12 protein-coding genes are annotated in these 15286 nt (G+C 40.1%); 5 read left to right on the forward strand and 7 right to left on the reverse strand.

What is annotated here, in order from left to right:
• Positions 1–171 precede the first annotated feature (171 nt).
• Positions 172–2205 carry an ATP-binding protein gene (locus ACED20_RS01985; protein ID WP_378103335.1) on the forward strand — a complete coding sequence of 678 codons (2034 nt, stop codon included), beginning with the start codon at positions 172–174 and terminating at the stop codon, positions 2203–2205.
• Between the two features lie 285 nt (positions 2206–2490).
• Here the strand turns inward: ACED20_RS01985 and ACED20_RS01990 are convergent, their stop codons facing one another.
• Positions 2491–2808, reverse strand: a complete 318-nt coding sequence (locus tag ACED20_RS01990) for a hypothetical protein (RefSeq protein ID WP_378103336.1) — start codon at positions 2806–2808, stop codon at positions 2491–2493.
• A 516-nt stretch (positions 2809–3324) separates the two neighbouring features.
• Here ACED20_RS01990 and ACED20_RS01995 point away from each other — a divergent pair.
• Together ACED20_RS01995 and ACED20_RS02000 are read left to right on the forward strand one after the other, a co-directional pair.
• Positions 3325–4329 (forward strand): SDR family oxidoreductase, encoded by a 1005-nt coding sequence (locus tag ACED20_RS01995; RefSeq protein ID WP_294230596.1) that lies wholly within the window; start codon positions 3325–3327, stop codon positions 4327–4329.
• A gap of 970 nt (positions 4330–5299) precedes the next feature.
• A complete protein-coding gene (locus ACED20_RS02000; protein WP_294230593.1) occupies positions 5300–6088 on the forward strand; it encodes an SDR family oxidoreductase in 789 nt (262 codons plus the stop codon).
• Positions 6089–6138: 50 nt separating this feature from the next.
• On the opposite strand, the gene ACED20_RS02005 is transcribed toward ACED20_RS02000, so the two are convergent.
• The 4 genes from ACED20_RS02005 to ACED20_RS02020 all read right to left on the reverse strand — a co-directional run bounded on the left by ACED20_RS02005 (position 6139) and on the right by ACED20_RS02020 (position 10786).
• Positions 6139–6366, reverse strand: a complete 228-nt coding sequence (locus ACED20_RS02005) for a glutathione synthase (RefSeq protein ID WP_294230590.1) — start codon at positions 6364–6366, stop codon at positions 6139–6141.
• A 565-nt stretch (positions 6367–6931) separates the two neighbouring features.
• Entirely contained in the window at positions 6932–7150 is a 219-nt protein-coding gene (locus ACED20_RS02010) for a hypothetical protein (RefSeq protein WP_294199182.1), read from the reverse strand.
• Between the two features lie 105 nt (positions 7151–7255).
• The gene (locus ACED20_RS02015; RefSeq protein ID WP_294230706.1) at positions 7256–7882 is read right to left on the reverse strand and encodes an alpha-ketoglutarate-dependent dioxygenase AlkB; all 627 of its coding nucleotides are present in this window, start codon (positions 7880–7882) and stop codon (positions 7256–7258) included.
• 12 nt (positions 7883–7894) lie between these two features.
• Positions 7895–10786, reverse strand: a complete 2892-nt coding sequence (locus tag ACED20_RS02020) for an AsmA-like C-terminal region-containing protein (RefSeq protein WP_378103337.1) — start codon at positions 10784–10786, stop codon at positions 7895–7897.
• Between the two features lie 151 nt (positions 10787–10937).
• Here ACED20_RS02020 and ACED20_RS02025 point away from each other — a divergent pair, with 151 nt between their 5' ends.
• Positions 10938–11171: a hypothetical protein gene (locus tag ACED20_RS02025; protein WP_294199185.1), complete on the forward strand. Its 234-nt coding sequence runs from the start codon at positions 10938–10940 to the stop codon at positions 11169–11171.
• A gap of 61 nt (positions 11172–11232) precedes the next feature.
• On the opposite strand, the gene ACED20_RS02030 is transcribed toward ACED20_RS02025, so the two are convergent.
• Positions 11233–11694, reverse strand: coding sequence for an NUDIX domain-containing protein (locus ACED20_RS02030; RefSeq protein WP_294199186.1), 462 nt, complete (start codon positions 11692–11694; stop codon positions 11233–11235).
• Positions 11695–11698: 4 nt separating this feature from the next.
• Positions 11699–12448 carry an NUDIX domain-containing protein gene (locus tag ACED20_RS02035; RefSeq protein WP_294262843.1) on the reverse strand — a complete coding sequence of 250 codons (750 nt, stop codon included), beginning with the start codon at positions 12446–12448 and terminating at the stop codon, positions 11699–11701.
• 565 nt (positions 12449–13013) lie between these two features.
• On the opposite strand from ACED20_RS02035, the gene ACED20_RS02040 reads away from it, so the two are divergent.
• Entirely contained in the window at positions 13014–15281 is a 2268-nt protein-coding gene (locus ACED20_RS02040; protein WP_294225654.1) for a TonB-dependent receptor, read from the forward strand.
• Positions 15282–15286: the final 5 nt, after the last annotated feature.

Here is a 15286-nt window from a genome sequence, read left to right on the forward strand (position 1 = left end):
AGTTGTCAGCAGGTTTTCAGATTTAAATATAGTTCTAACGGTTTAATATTAAGTCTTCCTGCATGAACCCTGATCATATTTGAAAACCTGATAAATCTTATCTTACTTTTTATGTTTTATTTGAAATGTGGTATAATATTTTTATAGCTATATTTGAATAATTTAATACTTATGAATTCCCCCGATCAGATCCAGGCAGAAGAGCTGTTATCCGTACTGTTTCACTCTCCCAACGCAACCGCAATATACAAAGATGAAGATGTAAAGATTGTAAGCGCCAATAAAGCCATGTTGAAATTCTGGGGAAAAGACCGGGAAGTTATCGGAAAAGACTTCTGTTCAGCATTACCTGAACTTCATGAGCAGCCTTTTTTTGAAATTCTGAGAAATGTATGGCTCTCAGGAGAAACTTTCATTGCAAAAGATTATCCTGCGGTACTCCTCACTAACGGTTATCCGGAAAAATTTTATTTTGACTTTGAATATAAAGCGATGCCGGGACCTGATGGAAAAACCCAGTATATTCTGCATACCGCATCCGAAGTGACCGAACGGAAGAGGGCACTGAAAATGGTGGAAGAAAAATCCAGATCGGAGCAGAAGCTGATCGACGATCTTTCTGCATTAAATGAAGAGTATCTCGCCACAAACGAGGATCTTATTTCCAAACACGAAGAACTTTTTACAGCCAACAGCGAATTGTTAAAAATTAAAAAAGAATTGCTCACAGCCAACCATACGCTGGCGGAAAATGAAAAACGTTTCAAAATATTGGTCGAAAAATCACCGGTTGCTATGGCTTCTCTGCGGGGCGAAAATTTCGAGGTGGATATTGTCAACGATAGGGTACTGCATATCTGGAACAAAGACCGATCGGTAGTTGGAATGCCTTTGTCTGAAGCGCTTCCTGAGCTGAAAGACCAGCCGTTCCTTGATATTCTCAAAGAAGTGTACACTACCGGAAATCCTTATTATGGCAAGGAGCTGAAAGCCATGATGGGAAAAGAAGGAGCATTGAATGAATGTTATCTTAATTTCGTTTATCAGCCTATTTTTGATGAAGAAAACAGAACGGTATCCATTCTGGTAGTAGCGACTGACGTAACCGAACAGGTACAGGCGCGGGAATCCGTACTTGATATTAAAAATCGTCTGGAGATCGCTCTGGACGCCAGCCGCCTCGGTTCCACGGAAATCAACCTTTCTACCGGTACTATGGATAGTACCAATCAGTTTAAATATAATTATGGTTACCGCGCGGAAGAAGAATTCAGCTATCTGGATTTATATCAGTCTATTTTGCCGGAATACCGAAGGAAAATCAAAGACTTGGTAAAGGAATCCATTAAAACCAACGGGATTTATAAAGCAGAATACCCGGTAAAATGGAAAGATGGTTCCGTCCACTGGATCCTGGCTCACGGAAGGCCACGATATAATAAGGATGGGATTGCCGACCGGATGGTAGGAATGAATGCCGATATTACCGATAAAAAGCTCGCCGAGCAGCGCAAAGACGATTTTTTAAGTGTGGCCAGCCATGAGCTGAAAACGCCGCTTACCGCTGTAAGGGCATCCATACAGCTTCTCAACCGGATTAAAGAAAAACCCTATTCCCAAACACACATAAGGCTCATCGAACAATCAGACAAGGGCATTGAAAAAATGTGCATGCTGATTGACGATCTTTTGAATATGAGCCGATTGGGTCAGGATCAACTGATGCTGGAATACAAAACGTTCAATCTGCATGAAATGCTTGGCAAAAGCTGTCATCATGTAAGACTGGAAGGAAAACACCAGCTTATTCTACAAGGCGATGAATCCCTGGAAATCCACGCCGACGAACACCGAATTGAACAGGTGGTCATCAACCTCGTCAATAATGCCGTAAAATATGCCAAAGGCTCAAAGGAAATACATATTTTCACGGAAGTTGATCCTGAGTTTGTGAAAGTATCGGTACGCGATTTCGGACAGGGAATTTCCGAAGCCGTTATTCCTCATCTTTTTGATCGGTATTACCGGGCGGAGCACGCCGGAAAGTCTTATTCCGGACTCGGATTGGGACTATACATCTGTTCGGAAATCATTAAAAAACATTCCGGGAAAATTGGTGTCAACAGTAAGATCGGCGAAGGAAGTACGTTCTGGTTTACGCTTCCGAAGAAAAAACCAGGTAAAATTCCGGCTGTTACAGTTTAAGTTTCTATTATTAGCTTAAACTTGAGGAAGTAGATAAAAAGTCTGGAAGAAGGTAGTTTTTTCTGTCGGCATATTGCTCCTGGTTTACCTATTAGATGATCCTGTTTGCATGCTGATAAGAAAAACTAGATTTAAAATCCAGGTTATTCAGGGTTTTTATTTAAATTACTGTGAAAAATTTGAATACAATGGGATTAAATTATTGTTGAATCACTAAAATCTGTTTGTCAAAAAAATCTCCGTTGATAACATTTGTACAACGGAGATTTTTTATTTTAAAACGGATCAATGATGTCTGACGCCCTTCTGATGATAATTGACGTTCTGATGATTTTCCGCATGATAATTTTTTGTGAGCTTTTCATTCATTTCGTAATGATGGGAAGATTTATTGCTGCCTTCCGTTTCCGGAATATTGAAATGAACCTCCTTTCCGTTTTTATAGGTTTTGTTATCGAAAGTACGGTAAAGCTGATCTTCGCCATACGTATTGCCGTCTGGTGCCGTAAATGTTTTTACTTTAGCGTTTTTCTTTTTCATCCCGAAATAAATTAAGGATCCGCCTGCTATTAAGCTCAGGGCAATTTTTATTTTACTATTCATAACAACAATTTTCATTCATCAGAACAAATAATCTGCCAACGGAGACCTGTTGATACCGGTGTGGTATGCTTTTGAATAATAGGCCGTAAAAGGAAAGTCAAGTGTAGGAAGTTTTTCCTGTATTATTATTGGTTAAATGGAAAATTTCTAATATCAATACATTTATCAGACTAATTTTCCGTGTTAAATTACAATTTAGAGCCTCTGTAAATTTTTAATATATTGAATTTGAATATGTTGAATCTAAAGATCTCTCACTGTTGATATTAAGAATAAACTTCGTTAGATATAGTTACATGAAGTAAAAGTCTATAAAAAATTATCATATCAAATTAAAAAAGGTTCTAAGCATAGGCTTATGACAAAAGATTGAATTCAAAAATTTTGATACCACATTTTCATAATAATCAGGATTTTTTCCGTCCGTGGTCTTATAGTTGCAGAAATATCACCGTTATTCCTGCCATCGGAAAGAAATGTATCCTTTAAAACCAATTCACACCAAAATATAATATAATGGAAAAGCAAATCACAAGAAGAAATGCACTTGGAAAAATTGCAACGACCATCGCGGTAGCTGCCGTAGCACCGGGCGCCTTTGCACAATCCCAAAACAAAAAAGCAAATAACACCATAGGGCCGGATCTTACGGATCCAACGACAAAATATCCGAGACCGCCTTTTAAAAGACAGTTTCAGCCGTTTCCGGGATTAGCCGGCAAAATGGATCCCGTGCCGGATCACGGTGAAAAAACATACGTAGGTTCAGGAAGGCTAATGGGCAGAAAAGCGCTGATTACAGGAGGGGATTCCGGGATCGGACGTGCGGCGGCCATTGCTTATGCAAGGGAAGGAGCGGATGTTGCCATCAACTATCTGCCTGAAGAAGAGCCGGATGCAAAAGAAGTCGTTGCGCTGATCCGTCAGGCAGGACGAAAAGCAGTAGCCATTCCAGGAGACATCCGTACGGAAGACTTCTGTAAAAAATTAGTTGCCCAGGCGGTTCAGGAACTGGGAGGGCTGGACATTCTCGTAAATAACGCAGGTCATCAGAAAACCCATGAATCGATCCTCGATATCAGCACCGAAGAATTTGAGAGAACGATGAAAACCAATATCTACGCACCGTTCTGGATCACAAAAGCTGCTTTGCCACATCTCAAACCGGGCTCATCGATCATCGGCTTATCTTCCGTGCAGGCTTATGACCCGTCGGAAAACCTGTATGATTATGCCCAGACAAAAGCAGCTACGACAAGCTATGTAAAATCGCTGGCTAAACAGCTAGGCCCGAAAGGAATCAGGGTAAACGGTGTAGCACCGGGGCCTGTTTGGACAGCTCTTGAAGTCAGCGGCGGACAAACGCAGGAAAACATCGAAAAATTCGGTGAGGAAACACCATTGGGAAGGCCGGGGCAACCTGCCGAACTTGCCTCGATATTCGTACAACTTGCCGACAACAATGCGAGCTTCACCACCGGACATATTTACGGGGCAGCCGGAGGAAGCGGACAACCATAACATAAATCAACCAAAATTAAGCTGCTGACCGGGCAGCTTTTTTTTATGGTAGGCTGTTCTTTGTTTTTGATAAATCTTTGTACGCTTTGTGTTAAATCCACAATTCAATGTCTATTAAAAATTTTTGCAAGCTTTTATAAGTGAAACGGCATTGTGAAACTGAAAAACATTTGGTGGTCATAAAATCTTTGTATGCTTTGTGTTACATCCACAATTCAATGTGTATTAAAAACTTTGCAAGCTTTTATAAGTGAAACGGCATTGTGAAACTTAAAAACATTTAGTAGTCATAAAATCTTTGTATGCTTTGTGTTAAATCCACAATTCAATGTGTATTAAAAACTTTGCAAGCTTTTATAAGTGAAACGGCATTGTGAAACTGGAAAACATTTAGTATTCATAAAATCTTTGTACGCTTTGTATTAGATCTACAGTTTAATGTTTATTAAAAACTTTGCAAGCTTTTATCAGTGAAACGGCATTGTGAAACTTGAAAACATTTAGTCTTCCTAAAATCTTTTTACGCTTTTTCTTAAATCTACAGTTTAATGTTTATTAAAAACTTTGCAAGCTTTTATAAGTGAAACGGCATTGTGAAACTTGAAAACATTTAGTATTCATAAAATCTTTGTACGCTTTGTATTAAATCTACAGTTTAATGTTTATTAAAAACTTTGCAAGCTTTTATAAGTGAAACGGCATTGTGAAACTTGAAAACATTTAGTATTCATAAAATCTTTGTACGCTTTGTGTTAAATCTACAGTTTAATGTTTATTAAAAACTTTGCGAGCTTTTATAAGTGAAACGGCATTGTGAAACCTGAAAACGTTTAGTAGTTTAAAAAAAATTGTGCACTTTGTGTTAATTAAGCGTCGTGAACTTCAACGTTAGGAATTAGAAAATTCAATATGCTTCATTCAACAAGCTATATAAAACTATAAATTTACATCATCAATAAATACCAAATTCATGACTATCCAACTACATTCAAAAAATGCCCTCGTCGGCGCCGCTACACAAGGAATAGGAGCAGGGATTGCCATTCAGCTTGCCAAATGCGGTGCCAATGTTACCGTAATGGCCCGCAATGAAGATAAATTAAAGGATTTCGTCAGTTCGCTTCCCATTGTCAGTGAAGAGCAGAAACACCGGTACCTCGTTGCCGATTTTTCCGATTTCGGGAGTTTCAGGAACATCATAGCAGATTATTTCCGCAATCACCATATTGATATTCTTGTCAATAATACCAATGGCCCAAAACCCGGATTAGCTTCGCAAAAGAATACGGAAGATTATCAGTCGGCGTTTGACCTGCTTTTTAAGACGGTTTGCGAAACCACAAACCTGGCTCTTCCCTATATGATCGAAAAAGGGAGCGGACGCATCATCAATGTCTCTTCCTCATCGGTAAAGGAGCCGATTCCTCATTTGGCGCTTTCCAATTCCATTCGTTCTGCAGTAATTGCATGGTCGAAAACACTGTCTTCCGAGGTGGCGAAACATAACATCACCATCAACAATATTCTTACCGGTTCTTTCGATACACAGCGGGTAAATCAACTCATGCAGCATGAAGCGAAGGAATCAGGCATTTCCGTAGAAGAAATCAGAAAAAAGAAAGAAGAGAAAATCCCTATGAAAAGGCTTGGGAAGCCTGAAGAATACGGTCATCTGGCTGCCTTTCTGGCTTCGGATTATGCGGCTTATCTTACCGGAGCCAGCATTCCGCTCGATGGCGGTTTAAATAATACTTATTAGGTTTTTAAACAAATAAAAAGACTGTCTCAGAAAAGGCAGTCTTTTATTGTTTATTCATCGTAGAGCAGTCTTCCGTCAAACGGTTCGCTCCATTTGATCAGGACGTCGTCGTTGTGCCTGTGGATGTCGGCCTGTACGATCTCATATTCCCCGTCGGCCGTCTGTCTTTCAATAATCAGACTGGCGCCGATGCCTACAATTTCCTTGGGTACTTCAAGGATATATATTCCGGTTTCATCCTGTCTGAAATCTTCTTTTCTAAAAATTCTATGGGCCATAATATATTTTTTATTGCTATAAAGGGTATAGAATAAACCGTGCCAATCAAATTTTATTATTTTTTCTTAAAAAATCTTAAATAACCTTAAAATTTACTTTCTAAAAAACAAATGGCATAATATTTTAATATAGTTAAGTAACTCATGTTTAATTTGAGTTTTCATGGTTATTAGTTTTTATCCTCAGATTCTCTCTGAGGATTTTTATTTTATAAATAGATTATGCAAAATAGGAATCCGGATCGGTTTGATGATTCAATAATATTGGATTATAAACCTGATGGGGGTTTGTCTTACAGCAGATTCTAATTATTGATCTTTATAAACCATGTTGCAACAATTTAAGCTTCTGAATTTTCGATAGACCTCTATTTACTAACTTAATTTGATTTCCTGCTTTGCCTTCGAGATTTGTGTTAAACGCAAAAAGGCGGTTGCTCTCAGAATCGAGTAAATGAGTGAATAATAAATCTGACGGTTTTCTACATCAAAGCAATTGGAGAAATAAAAAAGGAACGGCATATAAAAAACCGTTCCTCTATTTATAACGAAAAGTAGTGACTGACTATATAGCGTAGGCGCCTCTGTTCTGATATACATTAATGCCCTCAATCTTATTGTTGACCGTATTGTAGATGACTTCAACAGAAAAGTGTGAAACTTCGTAAAGGATATATTTGGTGGTATTTACCATCCTTTCGTTCATTACACGTCCTTCATTCATTACAAAACTGCACTGCTCCTGGTTCGGCATATTTTTAAAATCGTAATATGAAATATTCATAGCTGCTGTTTTTTAATCGTTTCAAAAATATACAGACAATTTCTTTGCCAAATTTTGTTAAAAAAGATATTATTTTTTAATTATGATAAAATTTAATATAAAGGTTTATAAGGATAAAGATGATAACTCACGAATCAAACGGAAAGTAAGGTTGATTCTGGGCTTCATCGGCTTTGTGGATTTTGCGATTCGGTGTTCCCAATGCTTTTGCAGGTCGCCTTTCATGATAAGCAATGAGCCGTGTTTCAGCGCCAGGCTGTGTTTTTGCTGATGGTTTTCCACATTACGGAAATCGAAATTTCTGACTTGTCCCAGGCTTACGGATGCAATCACCGGTCTTTCACCCAGCTCACTGTCCTTATCGCGATGCCAGGCTACGGAATCATTGCCATCCCGGTACAGGTTCAGCAGCACGGAATTGAATTTATATCCGGAAAATTTCTCAATTTTAAGCTTCAGGTTCAGCAGTTCCGGCGACCATTGGTTGACACTGAATTCATTCCCTCCCAAATGGTAATTTTTGCTCTCATCACCATACCAGGCCGTAAGGCGCGGAGTAATAACGGTTTTGTGATATATTTTCTGGGTGTTCTGTTTCCATGGGGTTTCATTCAGCAGCTTTTCTTCAAGCCTGGAAGCTGCCGTATCCGACAGAAAATTTCCTGTATATTCCAGCAACTCTTCCGGAAACCGGTAGTATTCATCCGCATCAAATAAACTTAACTGACTCACTGTTTGCCTGAATTATTTTTCTTTAAGATCCTTATTAATTTGTTGTTCCGCTTCTTTCGCTCTTTGTTCCTGTGCTCTTTTCTCCTTCCGTTGCTGGCGTTTCGTTTTTTTCTCTGCGCGCCGCTCCTGGCGGATCACTTTATTGGTTTTCTTATTGTACAGTGCATCAATAATACCCTGACCTTTTTTACTGAAGATTTTCACCTTCGGCTTCTCATGGGTACCGGTAACCACCACCGGGAAACCGATAATGCCACCGGGAAGGATGCCCACCCGGATCCTCAGGTCAAGCAGGCCGTTAAAGCTCGTCGTACCGCTGATCGTGGGCCTCAAGATAGAAACTTTAAACGTAAATTTATCTACGTGGATCAGATTATTTTTAATGTACGTTTCGATATTCACCCCTTTCATATCCGGATCGTTGAATGCCCTGGCCCCGATATTGTCGCCTACGGCCGAAAGCATTTTCAGGTTCTTGACTTCCACATCCCGCAAATTTACGATTCCTCCGCCTTCCAGAGAAGGATAAATGGGTTTCATATTCTCATCCAGGTCTCCTTTCAGCTTATAATCCAGGGAGACGATTCCTTTTACATTTTTGGCCGCTGTTGCCATTTCCCGAACCATATCGATTTCTTTATAAGCACGCTGCACATCAAAATCCAGGACTTTCATCGCGATGTCATAGTTTGCCGTCAACGGAGATTCGTTCTGGTAGCGGGCATCGATGCTCATCCTGCTGCCTACGACATCAAAAGACGTATTTTTAAGATATACCTGTCCTTTTTCAACCGAAGCGGTTCCTTTTACATGATTTAATGCCAGACCTTTAAATTCTGCTTTTCTGACGTTTACTCCCAATGCTATATCCAGATTTTTCGGGATCATGACGACGCCGCTGCTTTTCGGATTCTCAACTTTGGTATATTCCACCTCGATGGATTTGTCTAGATTGTCTCCGTTTTTTAAAGCCATAAATTCATCGATCAGGATGTAATTTGAGTTGAGTCCAAACTTCCCGTGGAGAGTTCCTCTACGTTCGATAAAATAATTGATGGTGTTCAGAAGATAACCGTTCAGTGCAAAATCCGATTTTCCATAAGTGGCAAAAAATTTCTCAAACCACATCTTTTCATTCTCAAACCTGAAATTTCCTTCTTTTATGTAAAATGATTTGGGAAGAAAATCCGTGGTAGCTTTTATGTTCTTTAAAATTAAATTTCCCTTGTTATCCAGCTTACTGTACTGCCCGGTTGTGGCATAGCTCTGCCTGCCGTTCAGAGAAAGGTCCGCCATGATCAGTCCGCTTACGTCCAGTCCTTTTTTCGCAAAAACCCGGTAAATCCTTCCTATATTCAGGACGCCTTTTGCCCTCACTTTGTACAGGATATCTTCAAAATTCTGCAGGTCGGCCTTTACAAAGACAGGATTGCCTTCAAAATCGAACCGGAAAGGATTGAGCTTTATGCCCAGGCTCTTAAAGGTTCCGTCGGTATCGATAATGTTTGCGGCAATGCCGATGTTTTTAATCGGATTCGGGTAGTATTTGGTTTTCAGCCAGCCGTTTTTCAGATTCAGGGTGCCGTTCGTTTTCGGGAACAGTTTTTTATCTAAGCTGAAGATGCCATTTGCTTTTATATTCGTGTTCAGCAGTCCGCGGACATCGATATCTTTCAGTCCCAGTGCCTGATTCAGCGTACGGAGATCCACGGCTCCTCTTACATCGGCGTTGATCTGCATTTCCTCCAGACCTTTCGTCCGTACAACGGCTTTGAAATTATTGTTCGGGCCCAGATCAAACCCCAGTGTTTTAAGATTGATTCCCAGCTGATCCGTATTAAGATCGGGAAGGTCGACGTTCAGGTCCATGTTCAAATGATCCATAGGAACAGGTGCTTTGCCGTTAGATATGAAACCGTCGCTCACCAGAAGTCTTGCCTGTAATCTGGGCTTCAGGTTTCTCGGTTCGCTGAATTTTCCTTTCAGGCTGAAGAAAAGATCGCTGTTGCCTTCGATCTTCGTATCTTTTGCCCAGTTCAGGTATTGCGGCGGCAACACTGAAATCATGTCGCGGATGGTGGTCTTTTCAGAAGCGGCATTAATGTCCAGATTATAGCCGTCTTTCAAAATACTTATAAAACCGTTGAATTTTAAGGGTAGATCATTAATCCTCAATTCGTTTTTCCTCAATACGAAAGTCAGGGCATTGGTGTTGATTCTCGTAATCAGATTTGCATGAAGGGTTTTTTGTTTAGCGTAATAAATTCTGTTTAAGCTGAAATCCAGTTTATCGATATCAAGATCCGTTTCCAGGTCGAAAATATCTTCGCTCAAACCGCCTTTTCCGGTATAGTTCAGTCCTTTGGCATCTACAAGCACTCTTGCCGAATGGTCGCGGTAGGTGATGTTCCAGTTTTTAAGTTTAATAAGATCCAGTTTTATGGAAGCTCCGGTTCCTGTGGTATCTTTCGGTTTTCCGGAAGGTTTTGAAACATAAACGTTATAATTTGCCTCTCCTTTACTGTTTACAAAAACATTTCCATACGCATCGGTTACGTAGATTTCGTCGATTTTTACTTGCCGGTCAAAGATCAGGTTTTTCAGGTTGATACCTACCGAAACTTCTCTCGCGGCAAGCAATGTATCGTTCTCAAAAGGTTTTGATCCTTTCAGTAAAAAATCATCAACGGATACTGTTAGGGAAGGGAAGTGCATGAAAAAAGTAAGATGGGTTTTTCTGTAATCGAGTTTTCCGGCCAGATGTTTATTGGCAAATATTTTTACCTGTTCGGAAACGGTTCCGGGAAATAAAACCGGAATGATAAACATCAGAAATAAGACAGAAGCTATTGAAATCCCTATCCATTTCAGAATTTTCAAAGCTGTTCTTTTAAACCGTTCCATGGCCCTGTAATTTTTAAGATAAGTATACAACAGCCATCTAAAATCAAGCCATGGCAGTGATGAGAAAGGAATACGGATACCACAGGTGCCGCAAAAATAACCTGATGGCATAATTTATTCATTACGGCTGATAAATCTAGAAATTAAAAAGATGAATTACACCGAAGCCCTGAAACACAAAAAAGAGTCCGAGAAAAATGCAGATGCATCCGTAGCCGACCTTTTCCACATCGTCATTACACCGGCCAATACGGATGAAAGCGCAAAATTTATTGAAGACTTTCTAAAATCCCCCGAATCCTTCGATGATGAAAGCTGCAAAAAATACTGTTCCGATGATGAGTATGAAGTGGTAAGTTTTAAAAAGGAAAATGACGACCATTAAATCCGAATAACACCGAAGCAGGAATATACTGAACGTAGAAGTTCATTTTCATATTATTAACCTATTCAGGATTTAGCATTTCTTCCAACTGGATGATAAAATCACACTGCGCGGGATTGATTTTCCTTTTGGCTTCCTCAGATTCAAACCATTCCCACCGGTCTATCTCCGGGATTTCAAGGGTTTTGCCGGATTTTGGAGGCCAGCAGATATTGATCGTGTTGCTATACAGTCCGTCCGTTTCCAGATCGCTTTCCAAAGCCCATGCGAACACTGTTTTTCCGGCTTTCTGTTTTACAGGCTTCAGCTCAATAAATTCTCCGCTGATTTCCTTTCCTGTTTCTTCACGAAATTCGGTAACCGCACGTTCGATAAGGCTTTCGTTCTCAAAAGCTTCTCCTTTCGGAATCGACCATGCTCCCAGATCTTTGTTTTTCCAGAACGGACCGCCCGGATGCACGAGGAAGTAAAAAAAATTTCTTTTTTCCCTTTTAAACAGTAAAATTCCGGCACTTGTTTTCATATTTTTACCAGTTGTTGAGCCCGTTTTCCAATGCCTGCAGATAATTTTTCTCATCAAAAGAGTACAAATCGGGTGCTTTATGGGCACCGCCTTTTCTCCTTTCATCCAGTTTTGTAAGAATACCAAGATTTTTCATCTTCCGGTAAAAATTTCCCCGGTTAAGCTCTTTTCCCAAAATGATTTCATATAGTTTTTGAAGTTCCGAAAGCGTAAACTTTTCAGGTAAAAGATTATATCCTATCGGTTTATGGGAGATCGTTTCTCTTAAAGTAAGCAATGCTTTTTCAATGATTTCACGGTGGTCCATGGCAAGTTCGATTTCAGGGAGCTTACTGAGGTAGATCCATTCGCAGGTCTCACTGAACTCGTCGGGAATAAGACTTACTTTATCCGGATTGTACAGGGCATAATATCCTACTGATACAAATCGCTGCTTATGGAAAAGTGTCTCATCAAAATCTTGAAAATACAGCTCGCTCCTGTTTTTTTTACCGAAAACCCCGAAATCCTGAAGGTAAACTCCTGTCACTCCCACACGGTCTTTCAGAATTCTTACTATTGCTTCATCCAGATCCTCATCTTTCCGCACATAACCACCGGGCAGAAGCCACTGCTTGCGGTAATTCATTTTTAACAGCAGTACTTTAAGTTCATTCTGGTCGAAACCGAAAATAACGGCGTCTGCCGAAAGATGAGGGAGAAAGATATCTTTTGCCTCCTCCGATTTATTGATGATGTGTTGTTTGGAATCCATCTAAAGGGTAAATCTTGGATAAACAAATGTACAGATAAAAAATCCGAAATACAGGTGAAAATTGTAGTTAGCCACTGTTTTTGGGGAAATTTTAAGGTGAGAAATATCATTGTTTCTAAGTGAATCAATGAATTTTATTTTATTGAATTAAAAATAAATATTTGAAATTCAGTTATTTATAATGAATATTAAATTTAATTAATATTTTCTTTGGTAATTCGAGTGAAAGAATGTAGTATTGTAATGTTTCATATAGAAGCAATGAAATAAAACACGCGGTAATTAAAAATTATTTCTGAAAAAATGCTCTTTCCAGGGGCATACATCCGGTAGGGAACAGCAGTTTCCTAACCTTTAAGGGCATCGTATTTAGAGATCTTACGATACCGGAATAAACTGAATGTTGACGGTACACCGGTCATTGGGAAATGATTCGGCCATGTAAGTATAGAACCATCCGGCTATTTCCGGATGCAGGAACCGCTGTGCTTTTTAACAAAGGCCGGTAACGTGATTAAATGGAAAAGATCTATTAAATATAAGAAGAAATTATACGAACTGTACGATGAGAAAATCAACTTTAAGAATTTCAGCACTGGGAATGATGTTTTCCTTTGCTCTGGCTTTCGGGCAGGAAAAGACCGATACACTGGCTGTTAAAAATGCAGTTAATGCCGTAACTAAGCAGGAAGAGGGTGTTAAAACCGTAACCACGTCTTCAAAAGAAGATAACAACAGAAACGTCATGCTGAACGCGGCTAACAATACCAGCCCGCGGGATGTGAACATCGGTTTACCTTCAACCGTAGGCGGAATTACCATTCTGGAAAACGATCTTCCGGCCGTTTATTTCTTCTGGCCCGAGCTTCCGAATAAAACGTGGAGACAAAGTGTCGGACTGGAGAAAACGGGATTATTGAAAATGGACCAGCTGGCCAACACCATGGGCGACCTCGGTTTTGCCGTGAATTCCTATTCGCAAACGGGTACCAAAGATTTTAAGCTGAAAGGTAAACTGACGACGAGTACTTTCGGCTGGCTGCAGGGCGATGTCAATGCTTCGGGACCGGTTTCAAAAAACGGGTGGACCTACACGGTAGGTGCTTTTGCCAATTTTGATCCGAGTACCTATAAATTAGGCTTTGCAAGAAATGCCGATGAAACCAAGATATTCCGTGCAGGCGTGACCAAATATTTTAATAATGACAAAGGTAAAATTTCGATTTTATACAAATACGCGGATTCGTACAGCATCACCAATTATGCCGTTTTCCAGTATGGGCCTGAAGGGAAAGTTACAGAGCTTGGCAATTTTAAAATCGGACGGGATTCTTACGTGGTGAGAGACGGACAAATGAGAGTCAAAGATATTATGACAGGTGAATATTCGTGGAGATCGATGAACGGAAATGATAACAGGACCACCTCGCACAACATTGATGTTTTCGGTAATTATCTTCTCAACAACGGCTGGAATTTTAAGTTTTCAACAAGAGCTCATTTTGCCAGGGCAAAAATGTCCAATATGATTCCTTTAAGCATCTTTAATGCAGATGCTGCGGCAGGATATGCTTTGGCTTCCAACGGTCAGGCTTACTCCGGACCGGTGGGTACAATTCTTGGGATGTATACACCGGAAACCCCGATTACCAGTGTGGCAGGACGTTTTTCTCTAAACAAGCAGCTGGGAAACCATAACGTAACATTCGGTGTGTTGGAACAGTTTTACCACGTAAACCAATTCACATCCAACCGTGCTTTCTTCTTCCAGAGTGTGGAGCCGCAGCCGCAGCGATTAATTGGGCCGAACACGGATGCAGACGGTTTCTACAATTACAATGCAGGCGGAGAATATCATAGCGGAACAGAAAACAAGCTTTCGGTTTACGGTACCGATGAATGGAAAGTAACGGACAATTTCAATTTGAGCTACGGCCTGCATTTAAGAAACCACATCCTTGACGGCGAATATTCCCTGACGCCGAGAACCATCGGTTTCAGCTTTACCGATGCCAATCAGTTTGATCAGATCAATAAAAGCTTCTTCCAGATTGCCGGAAGTCTGAATGCAACGTACAACATTACGAAGAATTTCGGGGTTTTAGCGAACTTCCTGTACACCGAAGAAAACAGAAGGCTTGAAAGTTATTCCCAGGCTTTTGAACCGAATACCAATAAAATCAAAAGTCCGCTCGGCGCGTTCGGCGTTTTCTGGAACACCAACTGGATCCAACTGATTTCACAGGCGACGTATCTGAAAAAAAATAATAACCTGAACAGATACAACCTTGTAAATCCTGCCAATAGCTCCCAAGCACAAGTTGCAACCGTTTATTATGATATTCAGACATTAGGCTGGACAACCGATTTCGTAGTAAAACCTTTCAAAGGATTCAATTTACATTATCTGGTGACCTTCCAAAATCCGGTTTATAAGAAATTTAATTTCAATGCTTTCGGAAAAGATTACGATTACAGTGATAATAATGTGCTAGGAGTTGCTAAAGTGCTGATGGAAATCGATCCAAGCTATACCGTTAATAAATGGAGATTCTGGGCAAGTTTCAGATACTTCTCCAAGCAATATGCAAACCTTACGAATGCACTTTATTTCGCTCCGAGATGGGAAACTTTCGGTGGCGTGAGTTATGCGGTTAATAAAAATATCAACATTGGCGCAACGGTCATCAACTTCCTTAATCAAAGGGGAGCCAGTGGAACCATTAACGGTGCAGAACTCATTACCGATGCAAGCCCCTACTACGGCAAACTGTTGACGGGAACGTACATTATGCCACTAACAGGTCAGTTTTCCATAAGCTTTAATTTCTAAAAATT

This window comes from Chryseobacterium sp. sg2396 (assembly GCF_042610505.1).
Lineage (GTDB): Bacteria > Bacteroidota > Bacteroidia > Flavobacteriales > Weeksellaceae > Chryseobacterium.

What these genes read in the sequence shown, in the direction of transcription:
- ACED20_RS01985 (WP_378103335.1), top strand. Translation starts at nt 172, where the DNA reads ATGAATTCCCCCGATCAGATCCAGGCAGAAGAGCTGTTATCCGTACTG.
- ACED20_RS01990 (WP_378103336.1), bottom strand. Translation starts at nt 2,808, where the DNA reads ATGAATAGTAAAATAAAAATTGCCCTGAGCTTAATAGCAGGCGGATCC.
- ACED20_RS01995 (WP_294230596.1), top strand. Translation starts at nt 3,325, where the DNA reads ATGGAAAAGCAAATCACAAGAAGAAATGCACTTGGAAAAATTGCAACG.
- ACED20_RS02000 (WP_294230593.1), top strand. Translation starts at nt 5,300, where the DNA reads ATGACTATCCAACTACATTCAAAAAATGCCCTCGTCGGCGCCGCTACA.
- ACED20_RS02005 (WP_294230590.1), bottom strand. Translation starts at nt 6,366, where the DNA reads ATGGCCCATAGAATTTTTAGAAAAGAAGATTTCAGACAGGATGAAACC.
- ACED20_RS02010 (WP_294199182.1), bottom strand. Translation starts at nt 7,150, where the DNA reads ATGAATATTTCATATTACGATTTTAAAAATATGCCGAACCAGGAGCAG.
- ACED20_RS02020 (WP_378103337.1), bottom strand. Translation starts at nt 10,786, where the DNA reads ATGGAACGGTTTAAAAGAACAGCTTTGAAAATTCTGAAATGGATAGGG.
- ACED20_RS02025 (WP_294199185.1), top strand. Translation starts at nt 10,938, where the DNA reads ATGAATTACACCGAAGCCCTGAAACACAAAAAAGAGTCCGAGAAAAAT.
- ACED20_RS02030 (WP_294199186.1), bottom strand. Translation starts at nt 11,694, where the DNA reads ATGAAAACAAGTGCCGGAATTTTACTGTTTAAAAGGGAAAAAAGAAAT.
- ACED20_RS02035 (WP_294262843.1), bottom strand. Translation starts at nt 12,448, where the DNA reads ATGGATTCCAAACAACACATCATCAATAAATCGGAGGAGGCAAAAGAT.
- ACED20_RS02040 (WP_294225654.1), top strand. Translation starts at nt 13,014, where the DNA reads ATGAGAAAATCAACTTTAAGAATTTCAGCACTGGGAATGATGTTTTCC.